Source organism: Paenibacillus lentimorbus NRRL B-30488 (genome assembly GCF_000411595.1).
GTDB classification, from domain to species: domain Bacteria; phylum Bacillota; class Bacilli; order Bacillales; family Bacillaceae; genus Bacillus; species Bacillus velezensis.
This window is the reverse complement of the sequence record NZ_ANAT01000021.1, coordinates 162,997-182,584: the sequence shown is the minus strand read 5'-3', so window position 1 is coordinate 182,584 and position 19,588 is coordinate 162,997. Positions and strand designations below refer to the sequence as shown.

The window sequence follows — 19,588 nt, the reverse complement described above, 5'->3', positions numbered from 1 at the left end:
AAAACGGAGGATAACCATGGCGAAAAAAACAGTGAAAACAAATGCTGTCCGTATCATTGAGCAGCAAAACATTCCCTATGAGCTATTAGGTTACAAAACAGAAGGGGGACAGCCCGCAGACGGTCTTTCCGTTTCACAAAAAATCGGATACTCTGCCGAATATGTTTATAAAACCTTAGTGGCATCTGCAGGAACTGATCGTTATTACGTCTTTGTCGTTCCCGTTGCAAAAGAACTGAATCTGAAAAAGGCTGCGAAGGCGGCAGGTGAGAAGAAAATAGAAATGATTGCCATGAAGGACCTTTTGGGAGTGACCGGCTATATACGCGGCGGCTGCTCTCCGATCGGAATGAAAAAAAGGTTTCCGACTTTTATTGATAGATCCGCTGAAACACTGGAGTTTATGATTGTCAGTGCGGGGAAAATCGGAATGCAGCTGAAAGTAGCGCCTCAAGATTTAGCCGAAGCAAGCGGAGCGGTATTTACAGACATTGTATAAATGTCCGATGAATCTAATGGAATACACGTTTCAAGGGAGAATGATAATGAAAAAAAGATATGAAAACTTGAATGGCGTGAAGAATGAACATGGATTCAGAGATATGTGGAAATGGATGAAAGAACGAAGAGAAAAAAGTAAAGATTTAAGCGAGAATATTCCGAAAGCGGTCACAAGGGATGTCCGTGATGTTGCCGTCAATCGGACGGAAACCGCCATAACATGGATCGGCCATTCTTCATTCCTGATCCAAATACAGGGGCTTAACATAATGGCCGACCCTGTATGGGCGCGGAGGATGGGTTTTCAAAAACGGCTGACAGAGCCGGGATATGAATTGAGCGAACTGCCTGACATTGATGCCGTGCTCATCTCACATGGGCATTATGACCATCTTGATTTTCCGAGTATAAAAAACTGAGAGGAAACCCGGATTTTTACGTGCCTGCGGGACTAAAAAAGCTGTTCATCAAAAAAGGCCGCAAAAAGGTTCATGAAATGAATTGGTGGGATCGTTTTGAGATGCGGGGGGTGAATATATCATTTGTTCCGGCCCAGCACTGGACACGGAGAACGCTTTGGGATACCGATACCTCTCATTGGGGGGGCTGGGTCATAGAAAGCGAAAACGGCGAGTCCATCTATTTTGCAGGAGATACAGGCTATTTTGAAGGCTTTAAAGAAATCGGAGAGAGGTTTCGTATTAAGGCGGCTCTGATGCCGATCGGAGCATACGAACCCGAATGGTTTATGAAAGTGTCACATATCAATCCGGAAGACGCCGTGAAAGCGTTTTCGGAGCTGAAGGCTGACAGCTTCATTCCCATGCATTACGGGGCATTCCGGCTTGCTGATGATACAGGCCCGGAAGCATTAAGCAGACTGCACGGCGAGTGGGACCGGCGTGCGTTACCTCCTGAAAACCTGAAAGCATTAGCGCTTGGCGAAACATTTTGGCTGTAACAGCAGGTTTTCGCTGCCGACACCAATCGTTTAAAAACGGTTGGTGTTTTGTTGTCAACCAAAGGTGAACAGCCTCAGTATAAAACATGATTTTTCCGGAATCTGCGGTAAAAAACAAAACTTTTTACTCTTTTGTTTCACTATACAATGAAAACGGTTTCGTATGCGCAGTATATGTAACCTATCATAATTGCTCCAGCAGAAACGGACAGGAAGGATAGAAAAACAGATGAAATACATGAATTCAAGACAGAAAAAGATTTTGTATCTGTTGTTATCTGAACCTGATGACTACTTAGTTGTGCAAGATTTCGCAGACAGGGTCCGCTGTTCTGAAAAAACGATCAGGAATGATTTGAAAACGATTGAAGATTTCCTGAATGAACATGCTCAAGCTCAGCTGATCCGCAAACCGGGATTAGGCGTCTATTTACATATATCTGAACAGGAAAGGTCACGGTTAAGCCGGCACATTTATAATGAGCACTTTACATGCAGGCACAAGACCGATGAAGAAAGAATACTTCACATCGCTTATGATTTATTAATGAATTCAAAGCCCGTTTCCGCAAAAGAAATTGCCGCACAGCATTTTGTAAACAGAGCTTCCATTAAAAAGGATATTAGTGCGGTTGAAGAGTGGCTGAAGCGATTTGACCTCATACTGGTTTCTAAACAGCGGCTCGGCTTAAAGATTGAAGGGGACGAAAAAACAAAAGAAAAGCATTGGCGCGAATTTCAGATTTGATTGATAATGCGGAGTTTACAAGCCAATTTATAAAAAGTAAGTTTTTAAGTCATGAAGCGGACTTTGTGAGAAAAGAAATCAAGTTATTACAAAAAAACCATTCTATCTATTTTACGGATGAAACATTTGAAAATTTGCTGCTGCATACATTGCTGACCATCCGCCGTATCAAAATGAAACAGCCGGTCGCCATCTCTGCAAGACAGCTGGAGGCGGTAAAAAAGAAGAAAGAATATGAATGGACACTGGCTTGTTTAAAACGGCTTGAGCCGGTATTTGCCATCCGGTTTCCCGAGGAAGAAGCCGTCTATTTAACTTTACATATAATAGGCGGGAAAGTCCGCTATCCATTGCAGCAAGAAAAGAAGCTTGATCTTGAAGATTCTGAGCTTTCCAAAGTCGTCAGGCATTTGATCAATCGTGTTTCAGAACTGAAAATGCTGGATTTTCACAAAGACCAGGAACTGATCAACGGATTGAACATTCATCTCGATCCGGTGTTGAAGCGGCTGAGCTATGATCTCTCTGTTTCAAACCCCATGCTTCACGACATCAAAAAAATGTACCCTTATTTGTTTCATCTTATCATTGACGTTTTAGAAGACATCAATCAAACATTTGATCTATATATTCCTGAAGAAGAGGCGGCCTATTTGACGCTGCATTTTCAGGCAGCGATCGAACGGCTGCGCCGAAGCAGTCATAACCCTAAAAGGACGATCATCGTCTGCCATATGGGCATTGGCATGTCGCAATTGCTGCGGACTAAAATTGAACGCAAATTTCATCACATTACGATAAAAGACTGTATCGCAAAATCGGAGCTGACAGAGTATATCAAAAAGCATAAAGATATAGATTTCGTCATTTCTACGATAGAGCTTGGAAATGTAACGATCCCTCATATCGTCGTATCACCGCTTTTGGAGCCTGCTGATGAAAAGAAGCTCAGCGCATTTATGCAACAGCTTGATACATCATACCGCCGGGAGCAAAAAACGTTTAAAATGCTGAATGATACGACTCCGTTTCTCGTTTTTTTACAGCAAGAGACAGCGCACCGTTATCAGGTCATTGAACAGCTGGCGCAGGCTTTGTATGAAAAAGGCTATGTAGAAAAAGAGTATGGCATTCATGCAGTAATGAGAGAAAAAATGTCGGCGACAAATATCGGGGCGGGTATTGCCATCCCTCACGCGAACTCTAAATATATCAAACAATCAGCCATTGCAATCGCCACCTTAAAAGAGCCCATTGAGTGGGGGACGGAAAAGGTGTCGCTTGTATTTATGCTTGCCGTCAAACACGAAGATCAAAACAAGGTAAAGCAATTATTCAGTGAGCTTTCCTATCTTAGCGAGCAGCCGGCATTTATTCAAAAACTGACGGAAGAAAAAAATGTGATGACGTTTTTATCGTATTTAAACTATTAAAAGCAGGGAATGGCTCCCTGCTTTTTTTCTGTTTATAGGGAAAAATGCCGTTATTTCCGGAACTTATGGTAAAAAAACGCGCTTATCACAGGCTGATTTCAGTATAAAGTTGAGACAAGATCTTGAAATTCAGACTGCAAAGGAGGATTTATATGAAACTGTTAGCGATTACATCATGTCCGAACGGCATTGCCCATACGTATATGGCTGCTGAAAATTTACAAAAAGCAGCCGGCAGATTAGGCGTTGAGATCAAAGTGGAAACCCAGGGCGGAATCGGGGTGGAAAATAGGCTGACCGAAGAGGAAATCCGGGAAGCAGACGCAATCATTATCGCGGCGGACCGTTCGGTGAACAAAGACCGATTCGCGGGAAAAAAGCTGCTGGCCGTCGGGGTTCAGGAAGGCATCCGCAAACCGGAAGAATTAATTCAAAAAGCGCTTAGCGGTGAAGTGCCGGTCTATCAATCTGCTTCAAAAGCTCAAACCGCAAGTCAGCAGGGCAAAAAACAAAACCCGATTTACCGTCATTTAATGAACGGCGTTTCTTTTATGGTTCCTTTCATTGTCGTCGGCGGATTATTGATAGCGGTTGCATTGACGCTTGGAGGAGAAAAAACACCAAAGGGATTAGTCATTCCGGATGCGTCTTTTTGGAAAACGATTGAACAGATCGGCAGCGCTTCTTTTTCATTCATGATCCCGATTTTAGCCGGGTACATCGCGTTCAGCATCGCCGATAAGCCGGGTCTTGTCCCCGGAATGATCGGCGGATATATTGCGGCATCCGGCAGCTTTTACGACAGTGCAAGCGGCGCAGGATTTCTTGGAGGAATCATTGCGGGATTTTTGGCGGGATATGCGGCGCTTGGAATCAAAAAATGTAAAGTTCCTAAAGCAATACAGCCGATTATGCCGATCATTATTATTCCGGTGTTTGCCTCGCTGATCGTCGGTTTGGCGTTTGTATTTCTGATCGGCGCCCCCGTCGCTCATATTTTCGCATCATTAACGGTTTGGCTTGCGGGAATGAAAGGCTCGAGCTCAATTCTCCTGGCATTGATTTTAGGAGCGATGATCTCCTTTGATATGGGAGGACCCGTAAACAAGGTGGCCTTTCTATTCGGATCGGCAATGATCGGAGAAGGAAATTATGAAATTATGGGCCCGATTGCCGTTTCCATTTGTATACCGCCGATAGGGCTTGGGATTGCGACGTTTTTAGGAAAAAGAAAATTCGCCGCCGCAGAAAAAGAAATGGGAAAAGCGTCATTTACGATGGGCCTTTTCGGTATCACGGAAGGAGCCATTCCATTTGCGGCCCAAGACCCCCTTCGTGTGATCCCGAGTATTATGGCGGGTTCTATGACCGGCTCGGTGATAGCGATGATCGGCCATGTGGGGGACAGAGTGGCACACGGCGGCCCCATCGTTGCTGTACTTGGAGCAGTAGATCATGTATTGATGTTTTTTATCGCTGTAACAGCAGGCTCTCTTGTCACCGCTCTGTTGGTTAATGTACTGAAGAAAGATATGGCGAAATCCCCCGCGCCCGGTGAGATGCTGCCGTCTGCCGCACCAAATGAAGCTGCAGCGGCAAAAGAAACAAAGGAACCATCTCAGGCTGACAGCCGAAAAGCCGGGATGACCGAAATCAAAAAACTGACTGACATTATCAGCACGGACTTGATTGAACCGCATTTATCCGGCGAAACGAGGGATGACATTATCGATGAAATGATCGAGAAATTGTCCCGTAAAGGTATGCTGCTGTCTGACAGCGGATTTAAGCAGGCCATTTTGAGCCGTGAACAGCAGGGAACCACGGCGATAGGTATGAATATCGCCATTCCGCACGGAAAGTCTGAAGCCGTCAGAACGCCGGGTGTTGCATTCGGAATAAGACGTTCGGGTGTTGACTGGAACAGCCTTGATGGTTCTGATGCAAAACTGATTTTTATGATTGCCGTACCGAAGGAAAGCGGCGGAAATCAGCATCTGAAAATATTGCAGATGTTATCCCGAAAACTGATGGATGACAGCTATCGGGAAAGGCTGCTCTCCGTTCAGACAAAAGAAGAGGCGTATGGGCTTCTGGAAGAAATCGAATAAAGCGGGGGATGATCATGTCTACTGAACCGATATTTTTCAATCCGGTTTTCAAAGAAAGAATTTGGGGAGGCGCCGCCCTGCGTGATTTTCACTATAATATTCCGTCCGAGCGGACAGGGGAGTGCTGGGCCTTCGCCGCTCATCAAAATGGACAGAGCACAGTTCGAAACGGCATGTATAAAGGATGTACGCTCGGTGAATTGTGGGAGCATCACAGAGATTTATTCGGAAACCTTGAAGGAGACCGTTTTCCTCTTCTTACAAAAATTTTGGATGCGGACCAAGACCTGTCCGTTCAGGTGCATCCGAATGATGACTTTGCCAAAATGCATGAAAACGGGGAACTTGGAAAAACCGAATGCTGGTATATCATTGATTGTGAAAAAGATGCGGAGATCATTTTCGGCCACAGCGCAACAACAAAAGAAGAACTGATATCCATGATTGAGCGCGGAGAATGGGACGGGCTCCTGAACAGAGTTAAGGTAAAGCCGGGAGATTTCTTTTTTGTCCCAAGCGGCACCGTTCACGCGATTGGAAAGGGCACACTTATTTTAGAGACGCAGCAAAATTCAGATACGACTTACAGATTGTATGATTACGGAAGAAAAGATGCGGACGGCAGGCTGCGCGAGCTCCATTTGGAAAAAAGTATAGAAGTGACAGACGTTCCATCTGTCCGTGAACGGCCGACCGTTCAATATAAACAAACAGATGATCTGCTGGCAGCTGTTTTAATAGAATGTCCTTATTTTTCAGTCGAAAAGTGGAATGTAAAAGGTGAAGCAAATTTATTCCAGAATCATCCCTTCCTTCTTGTCAGCGTGATCGAAGGAGATGGAATAATAATTGCAGGCGGGCATGAACATCCCTTTAGAAAAGGAGATCACATTCTCCTGCCTTCCGGTTTGGGAGAATATAAACTGGCGGGCCATGCAAAGTGTATTGTGTCTCATCTGTGATCTTCAAAACCCTTCTCTGGCAGCAGAGAAGGGTTTCTCGTTACTTTTACAAAAAGGCCGAAATTTCCGTGGTTCGTTCCTGAATTTATTCTCTCAATTTGTATATCTCCCGAGCCATCGATTCAAGTATGTACATAGCGGGGATTTGGGTGGTGATATTCGCATTTTCAAACCATTCTTCCGTCACGTAATATGAAATATTCACATCGGACATTTTTGCAATGGTTGAATGTTTATGATTTGTAATACTGATGACCCGGCTTCCTTCTTGTTTCAGCTGATTCAGATGAGTCACCGTAGAATCTCCTTCACCTGAAACCGATAATGCGATCGTGATGCTGTTATGGCGGAAATGGGAATGGGCCGGAAAGTAAGGATCTTTAATATACATTGAAAGTTTCCCTAAGCACGAAAAATATCTGGCTCCGTATTCGGCGAGAATTCCTGAACTTCCCACTCCGATAAAAATGACGCTTTCTGCATCGGCCGCAAGGGCAGCTGCTTCCTTCAGCTTTTCTTCCATGCCTCCGCTTACTGTTCTTTCAAAAAACTCGGCAACGGAATGATGGGGACTCTTTAAAATCGTTTTTTATTTGCCTCCGCATACATTTTCAGCTTCACCTTAAACTCTGAAAACCCTTCACAGTTTATTTTTTTGCAGAAACGTAAAATAGAAGCCGTAGATACATGGGTTTCATTTGCCAATTCACGGATGCGCATATAGACGACTTTCTCGCTGTTTTGGGAGATGTAGTTGTATAAAGAAGTTTCAAGCTCATTAAATGAAGCAATCATTTCGTGTGTGAACATGCAGGGGGATTCTCCTTTTTATGAGAATGGTGAATGTACATCTCATCGTAACATATCATTTTTAAAAGAAACATAGTGTTATTTTCATGTGACAAATCACTTTTTGTGTCATTCAAAACAAGACGTCAGCCAATGATTTACGGTCAAAACAACTGCGGATATAATTCGTTCATACGCTTTATGCATGATCTCTTCAAGGGGCGCTGACAAAAGCGGCCGAAAAAGGAGGACAATATGAGTATCAAACTGATAGCGGTTGATATGGACGGAACGTTTTTGAATGATGAAATGGCATATAACGAAGAGCGTTTTATGAATCAGTATCGTGAATTAAATGCGCGGGGAATTAAATTTGCCGTAGCAAGCGGAAACCAATATGCGCAGCTTACATCCTTCTTTCCGGAAATCAAAAGTGAAATCGCTTTCGTTGCCGAGAATGGCGCTTTCGTCGTGAATGCCGGAGAAGAAGTATTCGCGGGTAACATGTCTGAAGACACTATAATAGCAGTAATCCGTGCTTTAGAGCAGTATGAGGTGAAAAACGTCATTGTCTGCGGAAAAAAGCGCGTATATTCATGAAAATGCCAGTGAAGATGAATATCTGCATGCCAGTAAGTATTATTATGTGTTAAAAAGGGTGCCGCATTTTGAAAACATCGATGATGACATTTTTAAATTTTCCATCAGCTTTCCCGCCGAACATTGTTCCGCACTTCTGAGCCATTTAAAAAACGCAATCGGGTCTTTCGTCACGCCTGTATCAAGCGGGCACGGTGACATAGATCTGATCATACCGGGGCTTCATAAAGCAAGCGGGATTAAGCTTCTCCAGAAACAATGGGGGATAAATGATGAAGAATGCGCGGCCTTCGGAGACAGCGGCAATGATTTGGAGATGGTGTCGGCCGTGAAATACGGAGTCGCCATGGATAATGCGCAGGAAAGCATTAAACAGGCCGCGGCGCATATCACGCAATCAAACAATGAGGAAGGGGTCTTAAATGCGATTGATTCAATCCTCAAATGTGAAAAACCCTTTGTCTGAAAAAAGACATTTTAACTGCGGAGGTGCTGAACGATGATTAAATTAGTGATTACGGATTTAGACGGCACATTTTTAAATAATCAAGGCGATTTTGACAGAACGTTATTTGAAAAGACAAAAAGAGTAATGGAGGAACAGCATGTCGCTTTCGCCATCTGCACCGGGAAGCAGTGTGAAAGGGTGGAAGCCTTATTCGGAGAAGACGCGAAAGATTTTTGGATTTTAGGAGACAGTGCCGCACGTATAAAAAAGAACGGCAAGTTCGTATATGAATCTTTGATCAGCAATAAAGCCGGACTGTCAATTATAGGCGCTTTAGAAAAAATCAGCTGCGGGCACACCATTATCGCGTGCACAAAAAAAGGCGCGATCGTAAAAGAAAATCTGTCTGAAAGTGAAATGAAATATGTAAATGCCTCTTATGCACATGTAACGAAAATAACTGATTTTACTGAGATAAAAGACGATTTTATCAAGATTACGGTTCATGACCCCGACGCCAACTGTCCGGAAACGAGAGAAAAGCTGCATGAATTTTTTCACCAATTATATATCGTAGCATCAGAAGATACCTGGATGGATATATCAAATATCGGAATACATAAAGGATCAACAGTACAAGAACTGCAGCGATTATTAGGGGTTTCGGCTGATGAAACAATGGCATTCGGAGACGGCCGCAATGACAAAGAATTGATGGAAGCGGCATCCTACAGCTTTGCGGTTAAGAACGCTGTTGACGAAATAAAAGATGCGGCGCACTTTGTCATCAAATCAAATGAGGAAAGCACCGTCATGCACACGATTATGAGAATATTAGCGCTGCAAAAACAATGAGAAAGCAGATGGGCTAAAGCCAATGAGGCAGGACTTACTAGGAAAAGAAAAAGCGGGCTATTCTCAGACTTTAATTCACTCCTGATTTTCCTAAAATATGTTAAAAATGAATAAATATCTATATTTGACTCGATGGTATTGGTATAATATGTATAAAATGAATGGAACGGCATAATATCAAGATGAAAAAAATTACTTCATATCAGACAAAAAGTAGGAACTTCCTCGTTTTTAAATAAATTGGGAGGTGTTTGTATTAGCCCGCTGTTGAGTCCCGCGTATATCATTCTTATTTTTCTTCCGGCAGCTTCTTTTCTGTTAGGGATATTAGGGTATTTCATCTTTAAAAAAGTATGGATGATGGTTGTTATTGTCTTCATTTTGTCCTTGATATTCATGTTTATTGTAATAGGTGCCGAGCCGACATTTTTCATTTGGGTGGCTATGATGACGGGGAGCTGTTTTATCTCCGGTTCAATCACTAAGACGATATGGACTTTTGCAAAGCGAAAATATTAGACTGAAGAATCCTGTTTGTCGATTGAAGAAAAAGAAGTATAGAGTGATCTGTTATGTTCTTATATTTTGTCTGTTATTGTCATGTCTGTCTATCGTTTTGTTCTTTTTTAACTAAACGGAGTACTGTAATTGAACTGCAGATACATAGAAAAACAAAAAAGGATAAGGAGGATTTTTATGTTTCAAACCTTAGACCATTTTTTGAAATCTTGGGAATTCGAAGCCGATGCGACACAAAAACTGCTGAATCATCTGACTGATGAATCACTTAAACAAGAAATCACTTCACAACGTTGGACTTTAGGCCGTATTGCATGGCATACTGTCGCAGCCATTCACATCATTACCTCAAACACAGATTTAACGTTTCACGCTCCGGCTGAAGATTATCCTGTTCCTGCATCGGCGCGGTATATTGCTGAGAGTTATCATCAAGCCAGTAATGCATTTGTGCAGGCGTTAAAAACGCAATGGACTGACGATACACTTCAAGAATGTGTCAACTTTATTGGTCAGCAATTGCCAAATGGTTCACTTTTGATGTTTTTAATTCAACATCAAAACCATCATCGAGGACAAATGACTGTCCTTATGAGACAAGCGGGTTTACCTGTTCCGGGTATTTATGGTCCGGCAAAAGAGGAATGGACAACATTTGGTTTGGAAGCTCCGAAATAGGATGTTGTTGCAGGGCTCGAATGAATAGATGATACCAATCGATGTTGGTATCTTTTTTGTTTTAGTCTTCGTGACATGCAGACCAATCAACAGTTCGAAAGGTGTAAAGTGAGTTCAATAAATGCAGAAAGGTGATTATGATGATAACTAAAATGACTCGTTTCAATATGAAAGACTTCAATAAACCAAACGAACCTTTCGTTGTTTCAGGGAGAATCATCCCTTCATTTGAAAACAATGTTTGGACATATACAGAGGAGAAATTTGTTGAACCTTATGTCAAAAAATATGACGATGATGACATTGATGTCAGTTATATTGAAGAAGAGGATAAAGTTGTCTTTTTTTATTACGCAGAGAACGACTGTGTCGGCCGGAGTAAGCTTCGTTCTAATTGGAATGGATACGCACTGATTGAAGACATTGCTGTTGCAAAAGATTATAGAAAAAATGGTGTCGGGACGGCTTTATTACATAAAGCGATTGAGTGGGCAAAGGAGAATCATTTATGCGGTCTTATGCTTGAAACACAAGATATTAATGTTTCAGCTTGTCATTTTTATGCCAAAAATAACTTTGTCATAGGAGCGGTCGATACAATGCTTTATTCCAATCTTTCAACAGCAAATGAAATTGCGGTTTTTTGGTACTGTAAATTTTAAATATAACAGTATTTGATGTTTCGTCATTTGCGGGTGTGTGCCGCAAAGTATTCAAAACATCGGCTTGAGGATTTATAATAAGGTATATCAATCAATGCAGGGGGAGTTATGTATGAAGTGCAAAAAAATGAACAGGGTACAATTAAAAGAGGGAAGCGTATCAATGGCCCTATAAACTGCGTCTGCCCTCATTAATGGAGGGGAATTTGTGAATACGCCTTATTCACAGTCAGCTTTACGGCACAACCAAGTGTTCATTTGGCTTTGTGTTCTGTCATTTTTCAGCGTATTAAATGAAATGGTTTTGAACGTCTCGTTACCTGATATCGCTAACGATTTCCATAAACTGCCATCGAGTGCAAACTGGGTGAACACGGCTTTTATGTTAACCTTTTCCATCGGAACTGCTCTGTATGGGAAGTTATCAGATCAGCTGGGCATCAAAAAACTGCTACTATTTGGAATTATGGTAAATGGCTTCGGATCGATCATTGGATTTGTCGGACACTCTTTCTTTCCTGTACTCATTCTGGCCCGATTTATTCAAGGGGCTGGTGCAGCCGCATTCCCGGCTCTTGTGATGGTTGCAGTAGTACGCTATATTCCGAAAGAAAACAGGGGTAAAGCATTTGGTCTGATCGGGTCGCTGGTGGCAATGGGGGAAGGTGTCGGACCAGCTATTGGCGGAATGATTGCTCATTATATTCACTGGTCATATTTGCTGCTTATTCCGACAGCAACAGTTATCACCGTTCCATTCCTGATGAAACTGCTGGAAAAGGAAGAAAGAGTCAGCGGGCGCTTTGATATGACGGGGATTATATTAATGTCTGCAGGCATCGTATTTTTTCTGCTGTTTACAACGTCATATAGACTATCTTTTCTGATCATCAGTATTCTAGCTTTCCTGATATTTGTGAGACATATTAGGAAAACTCAAGATCCCTTTGTTGACCCTGCACTGGGGAAAAATGTTTTGTTTATGATGGGCGTCCTTTGCGGAGGCCTGATATTCGGCACTGCTGCAGGATTTGTGTCTATGGTTCCTTATATGATGAAAGATGTTCACCATTTAAGTACTGCGGCAATTGGAAGCGGGATTATGTTCCCCGGGACAATGAGCGTCATCATCTTCGGTTACATTGGAGGATTGCTTGTTGATCGGAAAGGTTCTTTGTATGTGCTGACCATTGGGATTGTATTGATGTCTTCCAGCTTTTTAATCGCTGCCTTTTTCATAGATGCGGCACCTTGGCTCATGACCGTTATCATCGTTTTTGTTTTTGGGGGGCTCTCCTTCACAAAAACGGTTATATCTACAATTGTGTCTGGCAGTTTGAAACAAAAGGAAGCCGGCGCCGGAATGAGTCTGCTTAATTTTACGAGCTTTTTATCAGAGGGAACGGGTATTTCGATTGCAGGCGGTTTATTATCGATCCGCTTGCTGAATCAAAGGCTGCTGCCTGTTAACGATGATCATTCCGCTTATTTGTACAGTAATATGCTCATTCTTTTTGCAGGAATCGTTGTTATGAGCTGGCTGGTAACCGTGAATGTCTATAAACGTTCGCAAAGAAATGACTAAAAAGGGAAAAGGATCAAACTTGATAAAAGTTTTGATCCTTTTTTTGAGGAGCTTCCTTATTCCGAAACCTTTTGCCGATCAATGAAAGGGGCGTTAAAGTGAATTACATTTATAAGAAAAAGGAAAAGAAAAATGGAAATTGTATCATTTCAATCAGAGATAAATGGGAGAACGCACTTATTGAGTTTGAACAAAAAATAATCAAATTGAGATCGTGATCAATCACCGTAACGAGAAAACAACCAAGTTTTCACTGCCAATCGAGACTTTTGAAAAAGTGTATGAGGATATTAAAATAGGCCGGAGAGAAAGTTAATCATTCTGTTTGAAAATGACCATGAAGTTCGTAAGCGGTATGGTTTTAACCGCATCTGGATTCCCCTGGCAAAGTAAAGGTTTTTGGGGATTTATGTCAAAATAATAGTAAGTACCTTATGCAACAGGGAGTTTGGTTGCTTCATAAGGAGGGGGAAGTATGAAAAATAAGATTCACATATTGGGAGCCTCTGGTGTCGGAACGTCAACATTGGGTGTTGCATTATCAAAGCATTTGCCGCATACGCATCTTGATACTGATGATTACTATTGGACAGATAAATTCACTAAAAAAAGAGAAATCGCTGAAAGAAGAAAGTTACTTAAAAAAGACTTGACAATAAATGAGAAATGGATTCTTTCTGGCGCAGTGTGCCGCTGGGGCGATGATCTAAAAAGTTATTTTGACCTTGTCATCTTCTTATGGATTCCGCAGGATATACGGCTTGAGAGATTAAGGCATAGGGAATTTCAGCGTTATGGAAACGAAGTGTTAGCCGGCGGCAGTAAATATGAACAATCAAAAACATTTTTAGAGTGGGCTTCTTTATATGATCATGCCGGAATGGAAGTTAGAAGCAAAGCTTTACACGAACATTGGATGGCAGATTTATCTTGTCCATTGTTAAAAATTGAAGGAGATTACTCAGTCAATGAAAGAGTTGATCGTGTCTTGGATTATCTGAATTCTAATTAAACTGACGGATGGAGATAACTGCAAAATCCAAAAGTCAAAGACAGTTCCGGCCATTTTAACGGAGCTGTTTTTTTATACCGCTTTCAGTTTGTCTGTTGTGAAGTGATTTATTTTCGGCAGCATCCCACAAAAGAGAAGTGATTTGTTATTCGTTAAGTTCTCCGTTGGAGTATTTCTCTAAAATTCGTATAAATCGTTCATCACCTAATTAATTATTTCTTTGTTTATATTTATTATCCATTTCATTTTCACACCGAATTAAAGCCCTCTCATAACGAGAAGGGCTTTCCGCCTTTTAATACTTTCTCCTCAAAAAGAAGGGGAAGGCTTTATTCGTTTATCCCTCGTATAGTTTATTAATCAACTCTGTAAACATGGGGAATTATTGGTTAACTTAGAATTTTTTCGATCCAAACAAATATCTTTAAAAAAAGTTACCGGCAATTCACTGCGGCATATCGCAGTGTTCAATTGTTTAGTCCTTTTTTTTCATAACCTTTACAAATCTGAAAAAGTCATCATCATCCGGCAGGGACTTGTCATCTTCGCGTCCATTGCGATGCATATGCGGATCAGAGTGATGTTCATTGTAGAACTCTACGATATGGAATCCGCACTTATTCACATAGAAGTTGATATTTCGCTTTTCAAAATAAGGTGTCACGGTTTCCCAAAGCACAGTATCCGGATACTGTGCTTCTATGGCTTTCCAAGCAGAAAGACCAATCCCCTGGCTGTGATGTTCTGGAGATACATAGAATAAATCAAGCGAATTATGATGTGTTTCGCTGTTGATACGTACTACTGCACCACCTACCTTCTTACCATCCCGAAGAATATGATAAACGACTGCTCCGGGAGCGTCGAAAGACTCCTGAACATCATTGTCCGATGGAATCGGTCCATCTTCGCAATCACCGAACATTTCAATCACGGCGATCGCAAAGGCTTCTTGTAATTTTTTTGGAATTCTGGCAGATCAGATTCCTTTGCTGGTTCCAGAATAACTTTTGGTTCCTTTTTGTTTTCATGATTGTCACTCCTTCAGTTGCTGAAATAACGAGTTCAGTCGTTCAGTAAAACATTCCAGCTGCTCTGCCGCTTTTTCTTCCGCGGTAATTTTGGCGTTAAAATACTTGCTGCAAGGGTTTAGTCATTATTCTCAAATTTTTCCTATAGCAAATCGCATAAAATAGTCGAATGTGTTGCCCTTGGCTATAGGCATGCGCAAAAGATTCATTTTAGATTCGATCACGAGCTATGCACATTGAGTAAACTCTGGTGAATTTTCTGTCGGAGTTAGCCCAAAGAAGCACTAAATAATATAAAAGTTTAATACCCACTTCAGTCAACAACTAATTTGAAGTTATGCAATCTGTGCAAAGGGGTTATTTCTGAATTGATTTTTTAGAATGCAGCGGAGTTGCTTTGGGACTCCCGTTTACTTTGCCGTACGTCAGCTTGCGCCATATCAATTCCATCGGACCGTACTTAAACCGTTTCAACCACAATGTACTAAAGCTCATAAGCACGAAGTACACGGCCAGACTGAACATGAACGTGCCGGCGGATTGAATATGATCGGCAAGCCCGAATCCGTACTTGAGGAACAGAACTGTTCCAATGATAGAGTGAAGCAGATAACAGGTCAATGACATCCGTCCGACTTTGGTGAATATCATCATAGGGCCTCGCAGCTGAGGAACGTACAGAAACAGCATTGCAAAAGTGCTCATATAAAACATACTTCCGGTTAAGCCGCCATTTTGACCCAAGACAGAGGAAATGTCCTTCCACAGCATATTCTCAGAAAGATTAAACATGTCTAGTAATATACTGCTTTGTGTTATTAGAAAAGCGATTGTGCTAATGATCCAGATACGCTTCCATATGAACTTTTTCGCTTCCATGTCTTTGAAAAATTCCATCTTAACAAAGTACACGCCCAGCAGAAACATGAGAAACATGGAATAGATCATAGAGAAAGAGCCAGCAGCCATCGTGACCATATCTGTCCACCGAGTGCTGATGGATTCCATGTAGGTAAGGCTTGTGTGGCTAAACAAAGTAAACTCTGAAAAATTCGGGTTTTTTGACCCTGCAGTATTGATGACATTGTACAACATTGTGAAAACAGGGGTCAGGAATTGAAACACGATAAGTGCGATAATCCATCTAAGCACCGTTTTGGCCGTGCGTTTATAGAAGGCGAGTAACAGGAAGCCGCTTACGGCGTAAAAGGTCAATATGTCACCGACCCAAACAAATGTGATGTGCAAAATGCCAAATCCCAACAGGATAGATAACCTACGGGCAAACAGCTTGTTGGGACTATCTACCTTCTGCGCGGCTCGATCCATAAAGATCATAAACCCAACTCCGAACAAGAAGGAGAATAATGTAACGAATTTCCCTTCGGCAAACCAGGAAACCAGATTGTGCAGTACGTCATCGGAGGCCATTTCGAATCCCTTTACTGAATCTACGATCAGAAAATAGTTGACAATAATAATGCCAAGCAAGGCAAATCCACGTACGATGTCCAGAAAATGAACCCGTTCCCGCAGACTTATCGGTTGCCCGCGTCCTTCGTTTTGTACAATCATATCAATACTCCTTTTCCATTTATCATTGCAATGTGCAGTGCGGATCTGAAAAACTTGAGCCTTACAATGGATAAATATAAAGACAGAATCTTAACAATTTATGAAGGTTCATCATTTTTTTAAAATGTGACAAAATTGTGGCGGACATCAGCTTTCATAAACTGTTAAGATTTACGTAGTATCTTATAACATACGTGTTACTTATGAATGATATATAGTAAGGTCACACGAGAATAACATCAAGAATCATGAGGTGAAAGAGGCATGACCCATCGAATATTAGTCGTAGAGGATGATCATGATATTGGTGATCTTTTGGAGGAATCCCTTACGCGTGCAGGATACGAGGTGCTAAGAGCCAAGGATGGGCAGCGAGCATTGCAACTTGTGAATGATTCGCTCGATTTGGTTATTTTGGATATTATGATGCCAGGCATTTCGGGAATCGAAACCTGTCAGCACATTAGGAAAACCTCTAACGTTCCAATTCTGTTTCTGACGGCCAGATCGAGTACACTCGATAAAACTGAGGGATTACTCGCCGGCGGCGATGATTATATGACTAAACCCTTCTCGGAAGAGGAACTTCACGCTAGAGTGATTGCTCAATTACGCAGATATACAATCTATCAGGAAAAGAAGGAACAGGAAGAAACATTTCTTATCGGGGGCAAACTGAGAGTGAGCGAAGAATTTAATGAGGTCTGGAAAGAGGAGCAGCAAATCAAGCTGTCAGATCTGGAATATCGTATCCTGAAACTGCTGATGAGCAAACGCAACAAAATATTTTCTGCTCAAAATATATATGAGAGTGTGTGGGGACAGCCTTACTTTTACTGTTCCAACAATACGGTGATGGTGCATATTCGGAAGCTGCGCTCCAAAATTGAGGATGATCCGGCACGTCCGGTTTATATAAAAACTGAATGGGGAAGAGGATATCGATTTGGCGCATCGTAAATTTACGCTAACCAAAAAACTGGCTTTGCTGATCATGGTTGCTGCGATTGTGAGCGGTGTGATCTTTCTGACGTTGCAAAAGATCACAGATGATCTGATCGAGGGATACCTGAGTTCGGATGAGTATTATCACAAGGAGTCAGCGAGATACATTCAAAAATTCAGTCAGTACGTTTCAGAAAATGAGTTGTCTACATCGGATAGAAAAGCGTTTGGCGAGTGGGTCAAAAAAGAAAATTATATTAACCTCACCATATTCAAGGATCAGGAGCTGCAATATGATTCCGTTTATTCTGAATCGGATTATGGAAAGGAAAAGCTGACTCAGTATGCTCAAAATCATTCACATCCGGTCAAGTTCAGCGATGGTGAAGGACGAGTCATTATCGACGGTTTCTACTCTTCCCGATATTATGATCTGGCCTTTACATTGGAATTGCTCGGTGCAACCCTCATCTTTTTAATCATTGTTCTCTTGGGCATTCGCCAAAGTCTTCGCTACCTTAAAACGCTTCACCAAGAGATTCATATTCTTGAAGGGGGCCAGCTGGACTACGAGATGACGATAAAAGGGCATGATGAATTAGCGATGATTGCAAAGAGCATTGAGGATCTGCGGAAAGCTTTCTTGGACAAACTTAAAGCGATCGAGGAATTGCAAGCAGAGAGCCACAGCCTGGTTACCGAAATGTCGCACGATATGCGCACACCGCTGACGTCGCTGATCATGAATCTGGAGTTTGCCAAAAAAGAAGGAGGCGAAGCGGGTACCAGCAAAGATCGTTATGTAGCCAATGCTTATGGTAAAGCACTGCAATTAAAAAACTTATCTGACAATCTGTTTGCGTATTTCCTGCTGAACAAGGAACATGGGGCCGACCTGGAGACCGTTGCAGTGAAAGAAGTGATCTACGATCTAATATCAGATCAGATTGCTATCCTTCATCAGGAGCATTTCCGGGTCCATATTTCAGGCGAGCTGCCGGAAACCTATATTAACGTGAATTTGGAGGAGCTTGGTCGTGTATTTGATAATGTGATGTCAAACTTATTTAAATACGCAGATCCGGAAGAAGAAATCAGCATCACGTTTGTATCGGATCAAGAAATATTTGAGATTCATGTTAGCAATACGATTAAACTTGCGGATGTAACACCGGAAAGCAACGGACTCGGTGAAAGAAGCATTGCGCGAATGATGTCCCGCATGCAGGGGCAGTTTCACAGTATACAAAAGAATTCCAAGTACTGCATCGTGCTGCGATTTTGGAACAGAAAATTGTAGGCTGCGAATCAAAACGACGAAAATATTGTAATAGGAGACAACAAGATGAGATTTTCCAACAATTTTAAAAAGGCGCCTTACCTGTTACAAGCGCTTCTCAATGTCTGTCTGTTCTTCCTGGCGATAGCCTTAAGCGGACTTCTGATCAGCGAGACATGGTACATTGTGCTATTCGTATATAAGTCACTGTTCAACAAAGTGGACAGCTATTATGAGATGCTTGGGGAACTGCTTATATTCTTCATGTACTTTGAGTTCATTGCTTTGATTATCAAATACTTCAAATCAGACTTTCATTTCCCGCTTCGCTACTTTATTTATATTGGCATCACGGCTGTCATTCGTTTGATTATCATCGATCATGATCAGGCGATCTCAACGTTCTGGTGGGCGATGGCCATTCTTGCAATGATTTGTGCATTCTTTATTGTCAATAGACGAAATTCTGTTGTTGAACATTAATAAATTAGTTCACTTTATACCGATACGCCACTGAAATGTCCTAATTGCGAATGAGATTGCTTCTTTATTTTACAAGGAAGAGATTAAAATTTTAATAAATAAGATGAAAAAGTTAGGACGGACGTTTATTGTTTTTTCCTCAACATTTTTTAACTATAATTGATAAATAGAAATGATGGCAAATGAATAAAAGGAGTGTAATGAAAATAACTTTATCAGGACAAACGGCTGTTACATAGCATTACCCAAGGGGTGATGCTGCTTGAACATCAGACTTTGAACCTTAATGATGGATGAAAACTCAAGTTATCTGCAATGACTGAACTTATCATTAGTGATGATTAGTCGAATTTCATTGACAGACAGTATGAATCAAGTAGCATCTAACCTTTTACTCACTTTGTTGATGCA

The 19,588-nt window shown here is 41.7% G+C and carries 14 protein-coding genes and 6 pseudogenes; 17 read left to right on the top strand and 3 right to left on the bottom strand.

Annotated elements, in window-relative coordinates; translation table 11 throughout:
* Positions 1-16 precede the first annotated feature (16 nt).
* The 5 genes and pseudogenes from ybaK to manA all read left to right on the top strand — a co-directional run bounded on the left by ybaK (position 17) and on the right by manA (position 6,716).
* Positions 17-499 carry a Cys-tRNA(Pro) deacylase gene (gene ybaK, locus D368_RS12655; RefSeq protein WP_057080462.1) on the top strand — a complete coding sequence of 161 codons (483 nt, stop codon included), beginning with the start codon at positions 17-19 and terminating at the stop codon, positions 497-499.
* Between the two features lie 46 nt (positions 500-545).
* A pseudogene (locus D368_RS12650) lies at positions 546-1,462 on the top strand (MBL fold metallo-hydrolase).
* A gap of 229 nt (positions 1,463-1,691) precedes the next feature.
* Positions 1,692-3,643, top strand: a pseudogene (gene manR, locus D368_RS12645) (mannose transport/utilization transcriptional regulator ManR).
* Positions 3,644-3,795: 152 nt separating this feature from the next.
* The gene (locus D368_RS12640; protein ID WP_071391576.1) at positions 3,796-5,754 is read left to right on the top strand and encodes a fructose-specific PTS transporter subunit EIIC; all 1,959 of its coding nucleotides are present in this window, start codon (positions 3,796-3,798) and stop codon (positions 5,752-5,754) included.
* Between the two features lie 14 nt (positions 5,755-5,768).
* Complete coding sequence (manA, locus tag D368_RS12635; protein ID WP_071391577.1) at positions 5,769-6,716, top strand: mannose-6-phosphate isomerase, class I; 948 nt, start codon at positions 5,769-5,771, stop codon at positions 6,714-6,716.
* Between the two features lie 85 nt (positions 6,717-6,801).
* On the opposite strand, the pseudogene D368_RS12630 reads toward manA, so the two are convergent.
* A pseudogene (locus D368_RS12630) lies at positions 6,802-7,526 on the bottom strand (MurR/RpiR family transcriptional regulator).
* A 234-nt stretch (positions 7,527-7,760) separates the two neighbouring features.
* Between D368_RS12630 and D368_RS12625 the strand changes: the two are divergent.
* From D368_RS12625 to D368_RS12585, 9 genes and pseudogenes are all read left to right on the top strand, one after another.
* Positions 7,761-8,571, top strand: a pseudogene (locus D368_RS12625) (Cof-type HAD-IIB family hydrolase).
* Between the two features lie 33 nt (positions 8,572-8,604).
* Positions 8,605-9,408, top strand: a complete 804-nt coding sequence (locus D368_RS12620; RefSeq protein ID WP_128574848.1) for an HAD-IIB family hydrolase — start codon at positions 8,605-8,607, stop codon at positions 9,406-9,408.
* 240 nt (positions 9,409-9,648) lie between these two features.
* On the top strand, positions 9,649-9,927 hold the full coding sequence (locus D368_RS12615; RefSeq protein ID WP_321167716.1) for a DUF2651 family protein: 279 nt from the start codon (positions 9,649-9,651) through the stop codon (positions 9,925-9,927).
* A gap of 177 nt (positions 9,928-10,104) precedes the next feature.
* Positions 10,105-10,605: a DinB family protein gene (locus tag D368_RS12610; protein ID WP_017418200.1), complete on the top strand. Its 501-nt coding sequence runs from the start codon at positions 10,105-10,107 to the stop codon at positions 10,603-10,605.
* Positions 10,606-10,745: 140 nt separating this feature from the next.
* Positions 10,746-11,267 carry a streptothricin N-acetyltransferase SatA gene (gene satA, locus D368_RS12605; RefSeq protein ID WP_128574847.1) on the top strand — a complete coding sequence of 174 codons (522 nt, stop codon included), beginning with the start codon at positions 10,746-10,748 and terminating at the stop codon, positions 11,265-11,267.
* Positions 11,268-11,379: 112 nt separating this feature from the next.
* The gene (locus tag D368_RS20170; RefSeq protein ID WP_134816631.1) at positions 11,380-11,442 is read left to right on the top strand and encodes a tetracycline resistance efflux system leader peptide; all 63 of its coding nucleotides are present in this window, start codon (positions 11,380-11,382) and stop codon (positions 11,440-11,442) included.
* A 33-nt stretch (positions 11,443-11,475) separates the two neighbouring features.
* Positions 11,476-12,852, top strand: coding sequence for a Tet(L)/Tet(K)/Tet(45) family tetracycline efflux MFS transporter (gene tet / locus D368_RS12595; RefSeq protein ID WP_063636722.1), 1,377 nt, complete (start codon positions 11,476-11,478; stop codon positions 12,850-12,852).
* Positions 12,853-12,950: 98 nt separating this feature from the next.
* Positions 12,951-13,168, top strand: a pseudogene (locus D368_RS12590) (hypothetical protein).
* Positions 13,169-13,327: 159 nt separating this feature from the next.
* On the top strand, positions 13,328-13,864 hold the full coding sequence (locus D368_RS12585) for an ATP-binding protein (RefSeq protein WP_060387062.1): 537 nt from the start codon (positions 13,328-13,330) through the stop codon (positions 13,862-13,864).
* 475 nt (positions 13,865-14,339) lie between these two features.
* On the opposite strand, the pseudogene D368_RS12580 reads toward D368_RS12585, so the two are convergent.
* Together D368_RS12580 and D368_RS12575 are read right to left on the bottom strand one after the other, a co-directional pair.
* Positions 14,340-14,869: pseudogene (locus D368_RS12580) on the bottom strand (GNAT family N-acetyltransferase).
* A gap of 383 nt (positions 14,870-15,252) precedes the next feature.
* The gene (locus D368_RS12575; RefSeq protein ID WP_071391585.1) at positions 15,253-16,470 is read right to left on the bottom strand and encodes a DUF418 domain-containing protein; all 1,218 of its coding nucleotides are present in this window, start codon (positions 16,468-16,470) and stop codon (positions 15,253-15,255) included.
* A gap of 264 nt (positions 16,471-16,734) precedes the next feature.
* Between D368_RS12575 and yrkP the strand changes: the two genes are divergently transcribed.
* The 3 genes from yrkP to psiE are packed head-to-tail and all read left to right on the top strand — an operon-like array spanning position 16,735 to position 19,177.
* A complete protein-coding gene (gene yrkP, locus D368_RS12570; protein ID WP_022552925.1) occupies positions 16,735-17,430 on the top strand; it encodes a two-component response regulator YrkP in 696 nt (231 codons plus the stop codon).
* Positions 17,417-18,715 (top strand): two-component system sensor histidine kinase YrkQ, encoded by a 1,299-nt coding sequence (gene yrkQ, locus D368_RS12565; RefSeq protein WP_071391586.1) that lies wholly within the window; start codon positions 17,417-17,419, stop codon positions 18,713-18,715. The genes yrkP and yrkQ overlap by 14 nt, the downstream gene beginning before the upstream one ends.
* A gap of 45 nt (positions 18,716-18,760) precedes the next feature.
* Positions 18,761-19,177, top strand: coding sequence for a phosphate-starvation-inducible protein PsiE (gene psiE / locus D368_RS12560; RefSeq protein WP_017418192.1), 417 nt, complete (start codon positions 18,761-18,763; stop codon positions 19,175-19,177).
* The last annotated feature ends 411 nt before the right edge of the window (positions 19,178-19,588 follow it).

What these genes read in the sequence shown, in the direction of transcription:
- ybaK (WP_057080462.1), top strand. Translation starts at nt 17, where the DNA reads ATGGCGAAAAAAACAGTGAAAACAAATGCTGTCCGTATCATTGAGCAG.
- D368_RS12620 (WP_128574848.1), top strand. Translation starts at nt 8,605, where the DNA reads ATGATTAAATTAGTGATTACGGATTTAGACGGCACATTTTTAAATAAT.
- D368_RS12640 (WP_071391576.1), top strand. Translation starts at nt 3,796, where the DNA reads ATGAAACTGTTAGCGATTACATCATGTCCGAACGGCATTGCCCATACG.
- D368_RS12575 (WP_071391585.1), bottom strand. Translation starts at nt 16,470, where the DNA reads ATGATTGTACAAAACGAAGGACGCGGGCAACCGATAAGTCTGCGGGAA.
- yrkP (WP_022552925.1), top strand. Translation starts at nt 16,735, where the DNA reads ATGACCCATCGAATATTAGTCGTAGAGGATGATCATGATATTGGTGAT.
- psiE (WP_017418192.1), top strand. Translation starts at nt 18,761, where the DNA reads ATGAGATTTTCCAACAATTTTAAAAAGGCGCCTTACCTGTTACAAGCG.
- satA (WP_128574847.1), top strand. Translation starts at nt 10,746, where the DNA reads ATGATAACTAAAATGACTCGTTTCAATATGAAAGACTTCAATAAACCA.
- D368_RS12610 (WP_017418200.1), top strand. Translation starts at nt 10,105, where the DNA reads ATGTTTCAAACCTTAGACCATTTTTTGAAATCTTGGGAATTCGAAGCC.
- manA (WP_071391577.1), top strand. Translation starts at nt 5,769, where the DNA reads ATGTCTACTGAACCGATATTTTTCAATCCGGTTTTCAAAGAAAGAATT.
- D368_RS12585 (WP_060387062.1), top strand. Translation starts at nt 13,328, where the DNA reads ATGAAAAATAAGATTCACATATTGGGAGCCTCTGGTGTCGGAACGTCA.